At 29.6% G+C, this 17,113-nt stretch carries 13 protein-coding genes and 1 riboswitch; all 13 genes read left to right on the plus strand.

What is annotated here, in order from left to right; genetic code table 11:
• The first annotated feature begins 277 nt into the window (after nucleotides 1-277).
• Nucleotides 278-1,564: a dihydroorotase family protein gene (locus EII29_RS08980; protein WP_125237190.1), complete on the plus strand. Its 1,287-nt coding sequence runs from the start codon at nucleotides 278-280 to the stop codon at nucleotides 1,562-1,564.
• Entirely contained in the window at nucleotides 1,557-2,186 is a 630-nt protein-coding gene (gene pyrE, locus EII29_RS08985; RefSeq protein ID WP_125237191.1) for an orotate phosphoribosyltransferase, read from the plus strand. The genes EII29_RS08980 and pyrE overlap by 8 nt, the downstream gene beginning before the upstream one ends.
• Before the next feature lie 91 nt (nucleotides 2,187-2,277).
• Nucleotides 2,278-2,685, plus strand: a complete 408-nt coding sequence (locus EII29_RS08990) for a hypothetical protein (RefSeq protein ID WP_125237192.1) — start codon at nucleotides 2,278-2,280, stop codon at nucleotides 2,683-2,685.
• Nucleotides 2,686-3,044: 359 nt separating this feature from the next.
• Nucleotides 3,045-4,697 carry a Na/Pi cotransporter family protein gene (locus tag EII29_RS08995; protein WP_233573301.1) on the plus strand — a complete coding sequence of 551 codons (1,653 nt, stop codon included), beginning with the start codon at nucleotides 3,045-3,047 and terminating at the stop codon, nucleotides 4,695-4,697.
• A gap of 61 nt (nucleotides 4,698-4,758) precedes the next feature.
• Nucleotides 4,759-4,856, plus strand: a riboswitch (purine riboswitch).
• A 74-nt stretch (nucleotides 4,857-4,930) separates the two neighbouring features.
• Complete coding sequence (locus tag EII29_RS12150; protein ID WP_158612507.1) at nucleotides 4,931-5,077, plus strand: hypothetical protein; 147 nt, start codon at nucleotides 4,931-4,933, stop codon at nucleotides 5,075-5,077.
• Between the two features lie 60 nt (nucleotides 5,078-5,137).
• Nucleotides 5,138-8,977, plus strand: a complete 3,840-nt coding sequence (locus EII29_RS09000; RefSeq protein WP_125237193.1) for a phosphoribosylformylglycinamidine synthase — start codon at nucleotides 5,138-5,140, stop codon at nucleotides 8,975-8,977.
• Nucleotides 8,978-9,017: 40 nt separating this feature from the next.
• Entirely contained in the window at nucleotides 9,018-9,497 is a 480-nt protein-coding gene (gene purE / locus EII29_RS09005; RefSeq protein ID WP_125237194.1) for a 5-(carboxyamino)imidazole ribonucleotide mutase, read from the plus strand.
• A gap of 35 nt (nucleotides 9,498-9,532) precedes the next feature.
• Nucleotides 9,533-10,240, plus strand: coding sequence for a phosphoribosylaminoimidazolesuccinocarboxamide synthase (gene purC / locus EII29_RS09010; protein ID WP_125237195.1), 708 nt, complete (start codon nucleotides 9,533-9,535; stop codon nucleotides 10,238-10,240).
• 12 nt (nucleotides 10,241-10,252) lie between these two features.
• Nucleotides 10,253-11,632: an amidophosphoribosyltransferase gene (gene purF / locus EII29_RS09015; protein WP_125237196.1), complete on the plus strand. Its 1,380-nt coding sequence runs from the start codon at nucleotides 10,253-10,255 to the stop codon at nucleotides 11,630-11,632.
• Between the two features lie 97 nt (nucleotides 11,633-11,729).
• Entirely contained in the window at nucleotides 11,730-12,728 is a 999-nt protein-coding gene (purM, locus tag EII29_RS09020) for a phosphoribosylformylglycinamidine cyclo-ligase (protein ID WP_125237197.1), read from the plus strand.
• Complete coding sequence (purN, locus tag EII29_RS09025) at nucleotides 12,716-13,306, plus strand: phosphoribosylglycinamide formyltransferase (protein WP_125237198.1); 591 nt, start codon at nucleotides 12,716-12,718, stop codon at nucleotides 13,304-13,306. Before purM ends, purN begins: the two co-directional genes overlap by 13 nt.
• Before the next feature lie 362 nt (nucleotides 13,307-13,668).
• Nucleotides 13,669-15,189, plus strand: a complete 1,521-nt coding sequence (gene purH / locus EII29_RS09030; protein ID WP_125237199.1) for a bifunctional phosphoribosylaminoimidazolecarboxamide formyltransferase/IMP cyclohydrolase — start codon at nucleotides 13,669-13,671, stop codon at nucleotides 15,187-15,189.
• 287 nt (nucleotides 15,190-15,476) lie between these two features.
• Nucleotides 15,477-16,745: a phosphoribosylamine--glycine ligase gene (gene purD / locus EII29_RS09035; RefSeq protein WP_125237200.1), complete on the plus strand. Its 1,269-nt coding sequence runs from the start codon at nucleotides 15,477-15,479 to the stop codon at nucleotides 16,743-16,745.
• The last annotated feature ends 368 nt before the right edge of the window (nucleotides 16,746-17,113 follow it).

The following is a 17,113-nucleotide window of genomic DNA, read 5'->3' on the forward strand; positions in this document are numbered from 1 at the left end:
AATTATGTTTGAAAATAGAAAATTTAATATATTCAAATATTTGATTTTCTGTTCGGTGTAATTTCATATTTTTTGACCAAAATTTGAATATCCAGGAAAAATTAGGAAATAATATAAAAAATTATAGTAAAAATATAAATTTGAAATGTTAAACTAAAACCGGATATTTAAGTTATTTCAACGAAAAAATACAGAAATAAGCATAAAAAATACTGTCTACTTGAAATAAGTTTGTAATTTTTTATCTTTTATAAATAAATTAATGAAAGGAGGAAAAATGGATAATCGAGTAATTTACCTTAAAAACGGAAAAGATGTGTATGGAAAGAAAACAGAGCTATTTATTTATGGTGAGAAAATTTATCAAATTAAGGAAGAAATAAAGTCGAGTGATGTAGATAATTTAAAAAAAGATGTCGGTATTCAAACTATTAGAATAATTGATTTAAAAGAAAATACTGTAATGCCGGGAGTTATTGATATCCATACTCATATGAGAGAACCCGGAATAACGTATAAGGAAGACTTTGAAACAGGTTCCCGTGCATGTGCCAAAGGAGGAATTACAACATTTTTTGACATGCCGAATACGCTCCCGCCAACTACTTCATTGAATGAGCTGATATTAAAAAAGGAAGCGGCAAAAAGAAAAGCTATTGTCAATTACGGGTTTCATTTTGGAGGAAGTAACAAGAACAATATCAATGAAATAAAGCAGGTATTGAAAAATAAGGAAGCAAATACTGTAAAAATATTCATGAATGTAACTACAGGGGAAATGCTTATAGAAAATGAGAAAATATTGAAAGAAATATTTAAAAACTCAAAGTTAATACTTGTGCATGCTGAAAATGAAATGATAGACCAGGCTTTATTTTTGAATGAAAAATACGGAAATGGATTATATATATGTCATATTCCTTCAAAAGAAGAATTAATAAAAGTTATAAAAGGAAAAAAAGATAAAAAAATAAATAATTATAAACACCCTGTTTATGTCGAGGTAACTCCTCATCATTTATTTTTAAATGAAAAAATAAGAGAAAGTTCTGAAAGAAATAAATTGCTTTTAAGAATGAAGCCCGAACTTAGGACTTCAATTGATAATGAGTTTTTATGGGAAGCTTTGAATAAAGGTGAAATTGATACTATAGGTACTGATCATGCACCTCATCTTATAAATGAAAAATTGGAGAAAGTAACATTCGGAATGCCGGGAGTGGAGACCTCTCTTGGACTTATGTTAAATGCTTTTAATGAAGGTAAAATAAAACTTGAAAAAATTCAGGAATTAATGTGTGAAAATCCTGCAAAAATAATGAAAATAAAAGAAAGAGGATTTTTAAAAGAGGGATATTATGCAGATATTATAGTTGTAGACTTAACTAAAAAGTGGAAAGTGACTAATAAAGAATTGGAATCAAAATGTAGATGGAGTCCTTATGAAAATTGGGAATTACAAGGGAAAAATATTTTGACTATTGTAAATGGTAAAATTGTTTATGAAAATGGAAAAATTCAAGAAAATATAAAAAATGGAAAGGAAATAGAATTTTATGAATAATATGTTATTAAAAGATAAAGTGGCAAAAGTATTATTTGATGTCAAAGCGGTAAAAGTAAATATAAAAGAACCGTTTACATTCGCTTCGGGAATAAAAAGTCCTATATATTGTGATAACAGATATATTTTAGGATTTCCTCAGGAAAGAAATGTAATAGTGGACGGTTTTATTGAAAAAATAAATAAAGACATTGATATAATAGCGGGAGTAGCCACGGCAGGAATACCATGGGCATCATTTATAGCAGATAGAATCGGGAAGCCGCTATGTTACATAAGAAATAAACCGAAAGAACACGGACGAGGAAAACAGATAGAAGGTGCTGAAGTAGAAGGAAAGAGAGTAATAGTGATCGAGGATCTTATTACTACAGGAAAAAGTAGTCTTATTGCAGTTGACGTTCTTCAGAAAGAAAATATTTCAGAATTGGAAGTTATGTCAATATTTTCTTATGGGTTTCAGTCAGCGATAGATAATTACAAAAAATATAACTGTAAATTCAGTTCTCTTTCGGACTTTAATACATTAATAAAAATATTGAAAGAAATGGATTATCTCACGGAAAAAGAGGCAAAAACAGCTTCAGAGTGGATTCAAAATCCTGAAAAATGGGGGAAATAAAGTTAAGTTGTATATGTTTAAATAATTTTTCTTGATTTCATCTGAATATAAGGTATAATAATATAAAATAAAACACTAAGGAGAACAGGAAATGAAAAAAATTGTTATGTTATTATTTATTTTAGGAAATATTCTATCTTTCAGTCAATTGAAAGATCCTTTTAAAAATGAAAAGTTTGATTATGTTTTTAAAAATGCACCTGAAATATTCAGAGGAGATTATCGTTGTAAGTTTATAATTAAACAGATTTTACTAAGGTCTTTTCATATTGATAATAAAAATGAAGAAATGGTAAACAGTTTTGATGAATCTCTGAAAACATACGGAAGAATAATTCAATTGGAAGGAGAATTTCAAGATGAGAAAAATCCTATAATAGTAACTGAAAAGTATTATGCAAAAAATTGTAATATTCCTGAAAAAAAATGGCTAGACTATCTTGATTCACCCGCATTCAATGAATATTTTAAAAAAATTGGAAAGTATAAGAAAAATTAAATGAATTTTTTTTGAAAATTTACACATTCGTTATCAACTATAATTTTTAGTTTTCAAAATAATCATTATGCTTGGAAAATAGCAAATTAACTATACTTATAATCATTGTTTTCCTCATTAGCATAATTTTGTATTTTTTCGGAAAATTTTGAATATTGGGGAAAAATTTAGAAAATAATAAAAAATTTCATATAAAAAATATATATAATAGAAATATAAAATTAAAAGTTAAAAATGCAAATGAATTTTGAAAAAAGAAAATATTTTAATTATTTTCTTTTTTTTTAATATAATTTATGATATTATAGAATGAAAAAATTAAATATTAAATTTGATGTATAAAAAAATTGGAGGAGAAAATGAAAAGTGATATAATGTTGAATACTATCAATTATCAACAAATAATTTTTACTTTTTTAGGGGGATTGGGGCTTTTCCTATTCAGTATAAAGTATATGGGTGATGGTCTGCAACTGGCGGCAGGGGACAGATTAAGACATATTTTGGATAAATATACGACTTCCCCGTTTTTAGGAGTTCTTGTAGGAATATTTGTAACTGCTTTAATTCAGTCAAGTTCGGGAACTTCAGTTATAACTATAGGATTGGTAGGAGCAGGATTGCTTTCTTTACGACAGGCTATCGGAATTATAATGGGAGCAAATATAGGAACTACAATTACTACTTTTATAATAGGCTTTAACATTACTCACTATGCTCTTCCTATTATATTTATAGGGGCGGCATGCTTATTTTTTACAAAAATAAAAGCTATTAATAATTTAGGACGTATATTATTCGGCTTTGGAGGAATATTTTTCGCCTTAACTCTTATGTCCGGTTCTATGCAACCCTTGAAGCATTTGCCTGAATTTAAAGAACTAATGGTAAAATTAAGTTACAGTCCATTACTTGGTGTATTTATAGGGACTGCAGTAACTATGCTTGTACAGGCTTCAAGTGCTACAATCAGTATATTGCAAAATATTTATCAGGAAAACCTTGTTACTCTGAAAGGAGCGTTACCGATACTTTTCGGAGATAATATAGGAACGACTATAACCGCTATTATAGCTATAATAGGTTCAAATACTGCTGCTAAAAGACTTGCAGCATCCCATGTCCTGTTCAATGTAATAGGAACCATAATTTTTTTAATTTTCCTGACACCGTTTACTATATTTATTGAAAAAATGCAATATTTCCTTCATTTGAATCCTAAAATGACTATTGCTTTTGCACATGGGAGTTTTAATACCGCCACTACTATTCTTCTGTTTCCTTTTATAGGAATACTTGAATTTATAGTAGTCAAAATGATAAGAGGAAATGGAAAGGAAAAGGAATATAAGACAAAATATCTTGATAATGCACTCCTGAACACTCCTTCCATAGCATTAGGACAGGTTAAGCAGGAAATAATATTAATGACTGAGCTTGTACTTGAAAATTTAAATACTTCAGTAGAATATTTTCATACTCATAATGAAAAATTGGAAGAGGAAGTTGAAAAATCCGAAGAAGGTATAAATAGCATTGATCAGGAAATTTCGAATTATTTAACAGTTTTATCAACTAAAGAATCTTTGAGCTCAAAAGAGGGGGAAGAAATAGGACTTTATTTGGATATGTGCAGGGATGTAGAAAGAATAGGAGATCATGCTCATGGAATTATAAAAGATGTAAATTATGAAATAAAGAAAAAAATGAAATTTTCTCAATTTGCTCATAATGAAGTAAACAGTCTATTAAGTATTTCACAAAAAATGATTGAAAATGCAATAGAAGCCCTGAAAACTTCCAATAAAGATAAAGCTATAGAAGTACTTGATTTACACAATAAATTATATGCAAAGGAGAAAAAAATAAGAAAAGATCACATAGAAAGAATGAGAAATCAGGAATGTGAACTTAGAGCAGGACTTTATTATATAGATTTAATTTCTCATTTTACGAGAATAGGAGATCATACAAGAAATATGGTAGAAAAAGTATTAGAAAATAGGATATAAAAAAAGTTAACAATTTTCTTGAAAAAAATTGAAAAGTTTGATATACTTCTTTTATTAAAAAGTTTGTAAATAATATATTACTTATATATTCTTTGAATAAGGCAAAGAGTTTCTACAAGCAACCGTGAATTGCTTACTATAAGTGAAGTTTAATAAATGATATCCATACTATCTATTTTATTACTTCATTTTGTAATGCAGTTTAAAATAGATTTTTTATTTGGAGGAAATCAATGAAAAGAAAACAGTTTATTACATTACAGACAGTATATTTTAGACAAAAAAAGATGTCTACTTTGTTTTATGGACTTTTAACAGGGAAAGTGTGTAAAAAATCAGAAATTCAAAATATCAATAAAATAAGTATGTCAAAAATCTAAGTATGTAATCTACTTAGATTTTTTATTATAAAAACGGATATATAAAATGGAGGAGAAGTAATGGATTGTAGAATTTTTATTGAAAAAAAAGAAGATTTTAGAGTTGAAGCACAAAATTTATTTGATGATTTAAAAGAAAACTTGAAAATTGAAAATCTTAAAAATGTAAGAATTTTAAATATTTATGATATATTCGGCATAAGTGAAAATGATTTGAAAAAAAGTGAAAAAACTGTTTTTTCTGAAATAAATGTCGATAATATATACTATTCTCTTGAAGAAGCATTGGAAGGAAATAATAGGGAAATTAAAAATATTTTGAAAAAAAACTTTTTCGGAACGGAATTTCTTCCCGGTCAGTATGATCAGAGGGCGGATTCTGCTATACAATGTCTAAATTTATTAGTTGATAATAGAAATAATATAGATATAAAAAGTGGAAAACTTATAATTTTATACGGAAATATTTCAGATGAAGAAATGAATAAAATAAAAAAATATCATGTAAATGAAATAGAATCAAGAGAAAAAGATTTAATGATACTTAAACAACCTTCTGAAGAAAAGAATAATGAAAAAGTTCCTGTGTATGATAAATTTATTGAAAAATCACCGGAACAAATAGAGAATTTCAAAAAAAAATTGGAACTTGCAATGACAACAGATGATTTATTATTTGTTCAAAAATATTTCAAAAATGAAGAAAAAAGGAATCCTACAGAAACTGAAATAAAAGTCCTTGATACATACTGGTCGGATCATTGCAGACATACAACTTTCGAAACGGTAATAACTGATATAAAAGTGGGAGAAGGAAAATATAAAAAAATTATAGAAAATACAATAAATGAATATATAAAAAGTAGAGAATATATTCATTCAGACAGAATAGACAAAAAGCCTGTAACATTGATGGATCTGGCAACTATATCAGGAAAGGAAGGAAGAAAAAATGGAACACTTTCCGATTTAGAAATTTCCGATGAAATAAATGCATGCTCAGTTTATATTGATGTTCCGATAAATGGTAAAAATCAAAAATGGATATTACAGTTTAAAAATGAAACTCATAATCATCCTACAGAAATAGAACCTTTTGGAGGAGCATCCACATGTATAGGAGGAGCAATAAGAGATCCTCTTTCAGGCAGGACATTTGTGTATCAGGCTGTAAGGATAACCGGAGCGGGAAATCCTAATGAAAAAGTCGAAGATACAATTCAGGGAAAACTTCCTCAAAAAGTTATCACTCAAAAAGCTGCACACGGTTTTTCTTCTTATGGAAATCAGATAGGTCTTGCAACTACATATGTAAACGAAATATATGATGAGGGTTATAAAGCTAAAAGAATGGAACTGGGACTTGTAGTAGGAGCGGCTCCTGCAGAAAATATAATAAGGGAGAAACCTGAAAGAGGGGATATTGTAGTTTTACTCGGAGGAAGAACGGGAAGAGACGGAATAGGTGGAGCGACAGGTTCTTCAAAAGAACACACTTCGGAATCTTCTGAAAAGTGCAGTGCTGAAGTGCAAAAAGGGAATGCGGTAATTGAAAGAAAAATGCAAAGACTGTTCAGAAATAAAGATGTTACGAAATTAATAAAAAAATGTAATGATTTTGGAGCGGGGGGAGTTTCAGTGGCTATCGGTGAACTTGCTGACGGATTGGAAATTGATTTAAATAAAGTGAGAGTAAAATATGAAGGATTAAATGGAACCGAACTGGCAATTTCCGAATCTCAAGAAAGAATGGCGGTAGTTATTTCAAAAAAAAATCTGGAAAAATTTATTGAATATGCTCAAAAAGAAAATTTGGAAGCATATGAAGTCGGTCAAATAACAGATACCGACAGACTTGTAATGAAGTATAATAATGAAGTTATAGTCAATATTTCAAGGGAATTTTTAAATACAAACGGTGCAAAATCTTTTATAAGTGCAGAAATAGAAAATTTATACATTCTAGATCTGAAAAGAGAAATAAACGGAAATTCTCTCAAGGAAAAGTTTATAAATAATATGAAAGAACTGAATATATGTTCTCAAAGAGGGTTAATGGAAACATTTGATTCTACAATAGGTTCAACTACAGTTTTAATGCCTTATGGAGGAAAATATCAGTTAACTCCGTCTGATGTTTCCGTACAGAAAATTTCTGTAGAAAACGGAGAAACATCGTTAGCCTCCATGGTAGGTTACGGTTACAATCCTTTTATAGCAAAACAGATACCCTTTCATGGAGGTGCTTTTGCAGTAATTGAATCAATGTCAAGAATAGTGGCTGCAGGAGGAAATTATAAAAACATAAAATTTACTTTTCAGGAATATTTTGAAAAACTTGGAAATGATCCTAAAAAATGGGGAAAACCCTTGTCTGCATTATTGGGAGCATTGTATATTCAGAAAAAATTTGGACTGGCTTCAATAGGAGGAAAAGATTCCATGAGCGGGACTTTCCATGAAATATCTGTTCCGCCTACGCTAGTTTCTTTTGCAGTAAATACAGTTAATTCTGAAAATGTTATTTCAAATGAGTTTAAAAAAGAAGGAAGTAGAATATATTTAATAAAAACACCATTAGATGAAAATGATTTACCTCATTTAAAAGAACTGAAAGATAATTTTGACTTTATTACTGAAAATATAGAGAATAAAAAAATAATATCTGCAAGTGTTGTAAAACATGGTGGAATAGCTGAAGCTCTGGCAAAAATGTCTTTTGGAAATAAAATAGGAATAAATATAAACATAGATAATATTTTTTCAGAATCAAGCAGCTGTGAAATCTTAATAGATGAGCTGTTTATGCCTTATTACGGTACAATCATAATTGAAACTGATGAAAAATTTGACTATAAAAATGCTTTATTAATAGGAAATACCGTGAATAATGAAAAAATAACATTAAATACAAAGAACGGAATGGAAGAAATTATACTGGAAGAATTAATTTCTGAATGGGAAAAACCTTTGGAAAATATATTCCCTACAAGGAAAAAAATAACTACGAGAAATAAAGTGACTCACTGTAATAAAGCCGAATATAAAAGGCTGAAATGTATAGAACATGAAAATCTTATAAGCAGAATCTCTAATAATTACGCTAAACCGAGAGTGTTTATCCCCATATTTCCCGGTACAAACTGTGAATATGACTTGGAAAGAGTATTTAATAAAGAAGGGGGGATAGCAAAAACACAAGTATTCAATAATCTTTCCTACAATAGTATACTCAGCTCCATTGATAATTTTGTTAAAGAAATTGATAATTCTCAAATACTTATGTTTCCCGGGGGGTTCAGTGCGGGAGATGAACCTGACGGTTCGGCAAAATTTATTGTTGCAGTTTTGAAAAATGAAAAGATAAAAGAAGCTATTGAGAGATTTTTAAGAAGAGACGGACTGATTTTAGGGATATGTAACGGGTTTCAGGCATTAATAAAATCAGGACTTTTACCGTACGGTGAAATAAGAGAATTGGATGAAACTTCTCCGACACTTACGTTTAATGCTATAAATAAACATATGTCAAAAATGGTAATGACGAAGGTTATAACGAATAATTCTCCATGGCTTGCAGAAATTAAAGAAAACGAAATACATACAATTCCTCTTTCACATGGAGAAGGAAGAGTTATAATAAGTGAGGAAGATTACAGAACATTATATATAAATAACCAGATAGCAACAAAATATGTAGATTTTGAAGGAAATCCGAGTATGGAAATAGAATTTAATCCTAACGGTTCGTATTATGCGATTGAAGGAATGCTGGCATATAAGGGAAGAATATTCGGAAAAATGACACATTCTGAAAGAACTGGGAAAAATCTTTATAAAAATATAATAGGAAACACAGAGCAGAATATATTTAGAAACGGGATAAAATTTTTTAAATAAATAATTTTAAATTTTGAATAATGAAAGGAGAAAATCAGAGATGAAAGTAGCAATATTTTTTGGAAGTAAATCTGATATAGAAAAAATGAAAGGGACGGCAAATTGTCTTAAAGAATTCGGAATAGAATACGAAGCTTATATTTTATCGGCTCATCGTGTTCCTGAAAGACTGGAAGAAGTATTAGAGGAGGTTCAAAAAAAAGGAGCTGAAATAATTGTAGCAGGAGCAGGATTGGCAGCACATCTGCCGGGAGTAATAGCTTCAAAAACAGTATTACCTGTTATAGGAGTACCTTTAAATGGAGCAATTGGTGGACTTGATGCACTTTATTCCATTGTACAGATGCCGAAGTCAATTCCTGTAGCAACTGTAGGAATTGATAATTCATATAATGGAGGAATGCTGGCAGTACAGATACTTTCATTAAAATATAATGATATAAGAGAAAAACTGATTAATTTTAGAAAAGAAATGAAAGAAAAATTTATAAAAGAAAATAATATTCAACCTTTTTTGTAAAAAGGTTTTAAAAAGATGGAATGGAGGATAAAAAAATGCAGAAAAAAGATTTTATTTATGAGGGAAAAGCAAAACAGGTATATTCTACTGATGATGAAAATTTGGTAATTATACATTATAAAGATAATGCCACGGCGGGAAACGGTGAAAAAAAAGGAATAATCAAAGATAAAGGAATTATAAACAATAAAATTACCTCAAAGTTATTTTCCGTTTTAGAAAAAAAAGGAATAAAAACTCATTTTAAGAAAATGCTTAATGAAAGAGACCAGTTATGTGAAAAGCTGTCCATAATTCCCCTTGAAGTTATAGTAAGAAATGTAATAACAGGGTCAATGGCCAAAAGAACGGGAGTAGCAGACGGCACAATACCCAAAATACCGATATTTGAAATATGCTATAAAAATGACGAGTACGGTGATCCGTTAATAAATGATTATCATGCGGTTGCAATGGAATTAACTACATTTGAAGAATTGGCACATATATATAAAATAACTTCAAAAATTAATGAACTTCTGAAAAAAGTATTTGATGAAGAAGGAATTGTACTTGTTGATTTTAAAATTGAGTTTGGAAAAAACAGTAAAGGAGAAATACTTCTTGCAGATGAAATAACTCCCGATACATGTAGACTATGGGATAAATTTACAAGTAAAAAGCTTGATAAGGATAGATTCCGACAGGATTTAGGAGGAATAGAAGAAGCATATCTGGAAATTTTGAACAGATTGGAAAAATAGAAAGGAGTAGAAATGGGAAGTGTCAAAAGTGCAGATAAAATTGAAGAAGGAGGAATATTTGCTTTATACTCAAAAGAAGTAAGAAATGATCTTGTAGGACTGGCATATTACGGAATGTATGCTCTTCAACATAGAGGACAGGAAAGTGCAGGCTTTAGCATATTTGACACTGTATCAGACAACAGAATAAGACAGAAGACAGTCAAAAATAAAGGTCTTGTAGCAGATGTCTTTTCTTTAGAAGAACTGCAAAATTACAAAGGAAACATACTTGTAGGGCATTTAAAATATTCTACTGAAGGAGGAGCATCAAGACACAGTTACCAGCCTTTGAGAGGAGAATCTCTTTTAGGAAAAGTGTCTATAGTTCATAACGGAAATTTACTGAATACTGAAATGTTAAAACGGGAACTTATGGAAAACGGCTCATTGTTTCAAACTAAGACCGATACTGAAATTATATTGAAACTGTTGGGAAAAAATGCAAAATACGGGTATAAGAAAGCAATTTTAAATGCACTGAAAAAGCTTGAAGGAGCATTTGCCTTAGCAATAATAATAAATAATAAATTAATAGGTATACGCGATCCTTTAGGTATAAGACCTCTCTGCCTTGGAAAAACAGGTGACGGAATTTATGTCCTTTCATCCGAATCATGTGCATTGGATGCAATTGGTGCAAATTTTGTCAGAGATATAGAACCGGGAGAACTTGTAATAATGGATGAAAACGGTTTAGACTCTATAAAATATGATAATAGAGATAAAAAATATTATTCATCTTTTGAATATATTTATTTTGCAAGACCTGACAGTGTAATTGACGGTTTAAGTGTTTATAATGTGAGACATGAATCCGGCAGACTTTTATATGAACAGAATCCCATAGAAGCGGATTTGGTTATAGGAGTTCCTGATTCAGGAGTGCCTGCGGCAATAGGATATTCGGAAGCAAGCGGTATACCTTACGGATCTGCACTTATAAAAAATAAATATATAGGAAGAACATTTATACTTCCTACTCAGGAATTGAGGGAAAAAGCGGTGAGAGTAAAATTAAATCCGATGAAAAGTCTTATAGAAGGTAAAAAAGTGGTAGTAGTAGATGATTCACTTGTGAGGGGAACAACATCAAAAATTCTTATTAAAATACTTTTTGATGCAGGAGCAAAAGAAGTACATTTCAGGTCGGCTTCTCCTGTAGTAATAAATGAATCTTACTTTGGAGTAAATATTGCGGGTAAAGAGCTCATAGGAAACAGACTTTCAGTTGAAGGAATAAGAAATGAAATAGGAGCAACTTCACTGGATTATCTTTCATATAGAAATATGAAAAAGGCTCTTCAAAATAGAGATGTGAACTTAGACAGTTTTAAAAAAGATGAAGAATAATTCTAAATTATAAAAATCAAATATTATTTATTTGAATGAAATAGAAAAATAATATTTTGAAAAGATAAATAATTTTAGATAAGAAAGGAGAATAAAAATGTCTATATCATATAAAGATGCGGGTGTCAGCAAAGAAGAAGGGTATAAGACAGTGGAAAAAATAAAAGACAAAGTCAGAAGTACATACAACAGTAATGTTATGAATGAACTTGGCAGTTTCGGAGCATTGTATAAATTAGGAGAATATAAAAAGCCGGTACTTGTTTCAGGAACTGACGGAGTGGGAACAAAACTGAAAGTTGCATTTGAAATGGGGAAATACGATACTGTAGGAATAGATTGTGTCGCAATGTGTGTAAATGATATTCTATGTCATGGAGCAAAGCCGCTTTTTTTTCTTGACTATCTTGCATGTGGAAAATTGGATTCCGACATATCTTCTGAAATAATCAAGGGAGTTGTAGATGGTTGTTTACAGGCAGGGGCTGCACTTATAGGAGGAGAAACTGCTGAAATGCCGGGGTTTTATTCTGACGGAGAATACGATATTGCAGGATTTTCAGTGGGTGTAGTAGAAGAGGAGAGAATAGTGAACAGTTCAGATGTAAAAGACGGAGATATTATCATAGCCCTTTCTTCAAACGGAGCTCACAGTAACGGTTTTTCTCTCCTTAGAAAACTGTTTACTGATTTTAATGCTGAATATGAAGGAAAATCAATAGGAGAATGGCTGTTGGCACCTACAAGAATATATGTGAAATCCGTTCAAAAAGTAATGAAAAAGGTCAAAATTAAAGGAATGGCACACATTACAGGTGGAGGAATTATTGAAAATATTCCGAGAACAATTCCTGATGGATTATGTGCAAATATAGAAAAGAAAAAAATTAATATACATAAATTATTCAGACATGAAATATTTAAAAAAATAGTGGAAGATGAAATGTGGGGGACATTTAATATGGGTGTGGGATTTATAGTAATAGTTGATAGAAATGATGTCGGAACGGTTATCAATATTCTTTCTGATAGTGGAGAAAACGCTTATGAAGTAGGATATATAAGTAAGGGAGAACAAAAGTTATGTTTGAAATAAAAACAAAAATTGCAGTCCTTGTATCAGGTTCAGGATCGAATTTGCAGGCAATTATTGAAAATATTGAAAACAGAAGTTTAAATTGTGAAATTTCTTATGTAATAGCGGATAGAGACTGTTATGCCATAGAAAGAGCTAAAAATTATAAAATAAGGACAGTCGTACTTGAAAGAAAAATATTCGGAAAAAGACTTTCAGAAGAAATAAATCTGCTTCTAAAAAATACTGATGAAGAAATTTCATATATTATCCTGGCAGGGTATTTATCCATATTGTCGAAAGAATTTATTCAAGACTGGAATAAGAAAATAATTAATATTCATCCGTCTTTACTTCCTAAATACGGAGGAAGAGGAATGTACGGATTAAAAGTTCATAAAGCTGTTTTGGAAAATGGTGAAAAGAAAAGCGGCTGTACTATTCATTATGTAGACAGCGGGATAGATACAGGAAAACCTATAATGAAAATGGAAGTTCCTGTTTTGAAAAATGATACTCCTGAAACGCTTCAAAAAAGAGTTCTTGAAAAAGAACATATATTACTTATAGAAGGAATTAAAAAACTGATTTCGCGATAAATAAGGAAGAGCAATAAAAATAAATTTTCAACATATTCAGATGTAGTAAAATTTAAAAAATAACAGATAAAAGTGAATAAAAATATGTAAGAAGTTTAAAAAACGGGGACAGGACTGTTTAATAAATTGAAAATGACTTTTAGGTATACTGCTAAATCAGATGAAGATAAAATAGATGTTTAATATATATCAGGAATATTTAAAATTAAATTATATTCTATTTGATAAAATTATATTATTAAAAAATATTATAAATATCAGTTTTGAAGTGCAGAAATAGATTATAGAAAAATTAATAAATATAAAAAGTCTGTAATTTATGAAACAGTCCCGAATAAAATAATTGACTGAAAGGAAATAAAATGAAAAAAAGAGCTCTAATAAGTGTATTTGATAAAACGGGAATACTTGAATTTGCACAATTTTTAATCAAAAAAGATGTGGAAATAATTTCTACAGGGGGAACTTATAAATTTTTAAAGGAAAACGGACTTGATGCAATAGAAATTTCTGAAATTACAAATTTTAAGGAAATACTCGATGGTAGGGTAAAAACTTTACATCCGAATATTCATGGAGGAATATTGGCAATAAGAAAAAATAAAGAGCATATGGATACTATAAAAGCTGAAGGAATAGGTATTATTGATTTTGTCGTAGTAAATTTGTATCCTTTTTTTAAAGAAGTTCAAACAGATAAATCTTTTGATGAAAAAGTGGAATTTATAGATATAGGCGGTCCTACAATGCTGAGATCCGCTGCAAAATCTTTCAAAGATGTAACTGTAATCTGTAATGTGGAAGATTATGAAACAGTAATAAAGGAAATGAAAAGCAACGGTGAAGTTTCTTTTGAAACTAAAAAAAGACTGGCAGGGAAAGTATTTAATTTAACATCTGCTTATGATGCTGCAATTTCAAATTTCTTAATGGAAAAAGAATATCCTGAATATCTGAATGTTTCATATAAGAAAAAATTTGATTTGAGGTATGGAGAAAATCCTCATCAAAGTTCGGCATATTATATTTCTACAACAGAGAACGGAAGTATGAAAGATTTTACCCAACTGAACGGTAAGGAACTTTCTTTTAATAATATACGGGATATGGATATAGCTTGGAAAGTAGTAGGAGAATTTGAAGAAACGGCATGCTGTGCGGTAAAACACTCTACACCTTGCGGAGTGGCAGTGGGAAATGATACATTTACAGCATATATTAAAGCTCACGACTGTGATCCTGTTTCAATATTTGGAGGAATTGTGGCAATAAACAGAGAAATTGATAAAAAAACCGCCGAAGAATTGAATAAAATATTTCTCGAAATAGTAATAGCACCATCTTTTTCAGATGAAGCACTTGAAATATTGAAAAATAAGAAAAATTTAAGAGTTATACAATGCGGAATTATAAAACCTCAAGATAAAATTGAATATGTAAAAGTAGATGGAGGTATACTTGTTCAGGAAACAAATACTGAAATGATCAAAGAAATGAAAATAGTAACTGAAAAGCAGCCAACAGAACAGGAAAGAAACGATATGCTGTTAGGAATGAAAGTTGTAAAGCATGTAAAATCCAATGCGATAGTCATAGTAAAAGACGGAACTGTTAAGGGTGTAGGAACAGGACAGACTAATAGAATATGGGCGACGGAACATGCACTGAAGCATTCGATAGAAAAACTCGGTACGTTAGAAGGAGCAATACTTGCATCCGATGCATTTTTCCCGTTTAGAGATTGTGTGGATGAAGCCGCTAAATACGGTATTAAAGCTATTATACAACCGGGAGGCTCTTTAAGGGATTCGGAATCAATAGAGGCATGTAATGAACATGGGATAAGTATGATATTTACAGGGATAAGACATTTTAAACACTAAAGTGTTTTTAACTTTTTTCTAAAAAAGACTGCACCTAAAAATACTTTAATTGTTTTCTATGTTTTTTTGTAAAAAATTTAGTGAGGTACTATCAACCTTTTTTGAAAAAAGTTTGAGTCAAAAACCGTTCAACTCAAATTTTACAAGTACTTAAAAATGCTCCTTCACTGTAAAAACAAAAAAGATATTTTTATGACGGCTTACTTTAACATTTTTCATGTTGCAAAATTTGAATGTTGAAGATCAAATTATGAAAAGTTTTCATAGAAAAACTGAGAGGAGGAAAAATGAAAATTTTAATAGTAGGTTCAGGGGGAAGAGAACATGCTATTGCATGGAAATTGAAGGAAAATAAGAATATAGAAAAAATATTTATTGCTCCGGGAAATGCAGGAATTGATTTATTGCCTAATACGGAAAGTTTAAGTCTTAATAATAATATAAAGGAATATGCGGATTTTGCCGAAAAAAATAAAATAGATTTGACAATTGTAGGGAGTGAAGAATTACTTGTTCAAGGAATAGTCGACGAATTTAAAAACAAAGGGTTAAAAATATTTGGTCCTGATAAAAAAGCCGCAATCCTTGAAGGAAGTAAAGCATATTCAAAAGATTTTATGAAAAAATATGGAATTAAAACTGCCAAATATGAAATATTTGATAATTATGAAAAAGCTCAAAAATATCTGGATAGTTACAGAAATGATAATTTTCCTGTAGTCATTAAGACAAGCGGACTTGCAGCAGGAAAAGGTGTTATAATAGTAAAAAATTTGAAGGAAGCTAAAGATGCCGTTACTGATATCATGATAAATAAAAAATTTGGCACATCAGGAGAAAAAATAGTAATAGAAGAGTATTTGGAAGGTATCGAAGCATCCATTCTTTCTTTTACCGATTGTAAAACTATTGTTCCGCTTATTTCAGCAAAAGATCATAAGAAAATAGGTGAAAGTGAGACAGGACTTAATACCGGGGGAATGGGAGCTATAAGTCCGAATCCTTATGTTACCGAAAGTATATTTAAAGAATTTACCGAAAAAATTATGAAACCTACTTTAAAAGGGATACAAAATGAAGATATGGATTTTGCAGGTGTAATATTTTTCGGACTTATGATTACAAAAAAAGGAGTGTATCTTCTTGAATACAACATGAGAATGGGTGATCCTGAAACTCAGGCCGTGCTGCCTTTACTTGAAACAAATCTTTATCAAATAATAGAAAAATCTTTTGAAAAAAAGTTAAATGAAGTGAATATAAAATGGAAATCTTTACATTCCTGCTGTGTAGTTGCAACTGCCGAAGGATATCCTGAGCAATACCGTAAAGGTGATGAAATATCAGGTATATTAAAAGAAAAAAATAATGATGAATTGTTATTTATATGTGGAGTAAAGAAAGAAAATAGCAAATTTGTTACTTCAGGGGGTAGAGTTCTTAATATTACGTGCTTAGGAAATACTCTGGAAGAAGCACGAAAAAAAGCATATAATGCAATGAAAAATATAAATTTTAAAGGGATGTATTATAGAAAAGACATAGGAAAAATATAAATAAGAACTGTTTCATAAGTCAAAAATAATTTTTATATATAATAATTTTGTTTATTTTGTAAAAATAGTAAAAGGTATAATTAAAACTTATGAAACAGTTTTTTTATTTGGAATATTAGAATATTTAATTTTTATTGATTTTAATAAAATATATGAAAAGAAAATTTTAGTTCAAAAAATAATTTTTATTTTATTTTGTGAGCAAAAATAAATTTATGGGATATTTTTTATGAATTTTTTAGAATTTTAATTTTATTAATAATAAATTTTATATTAAAAGCAATAAGAATTAAAATGATTTTATTTTTTAAAATTGTTTAATTAAAAAATCAGATATTACATATGAAAAAATTTGAAAATCAGTAGAA

Source organism: Leptotrichia sp. OH3620_COT-345 (assembly GCF_003932895.1).
In the GTDB taxonomy this organism is placed as follows: domain Bacteria; phylum Fusobacteriota; class Fusobacteriia; order Fusobacteriales; family Leptotrichiaceae; genus Pseudoleptotrichia.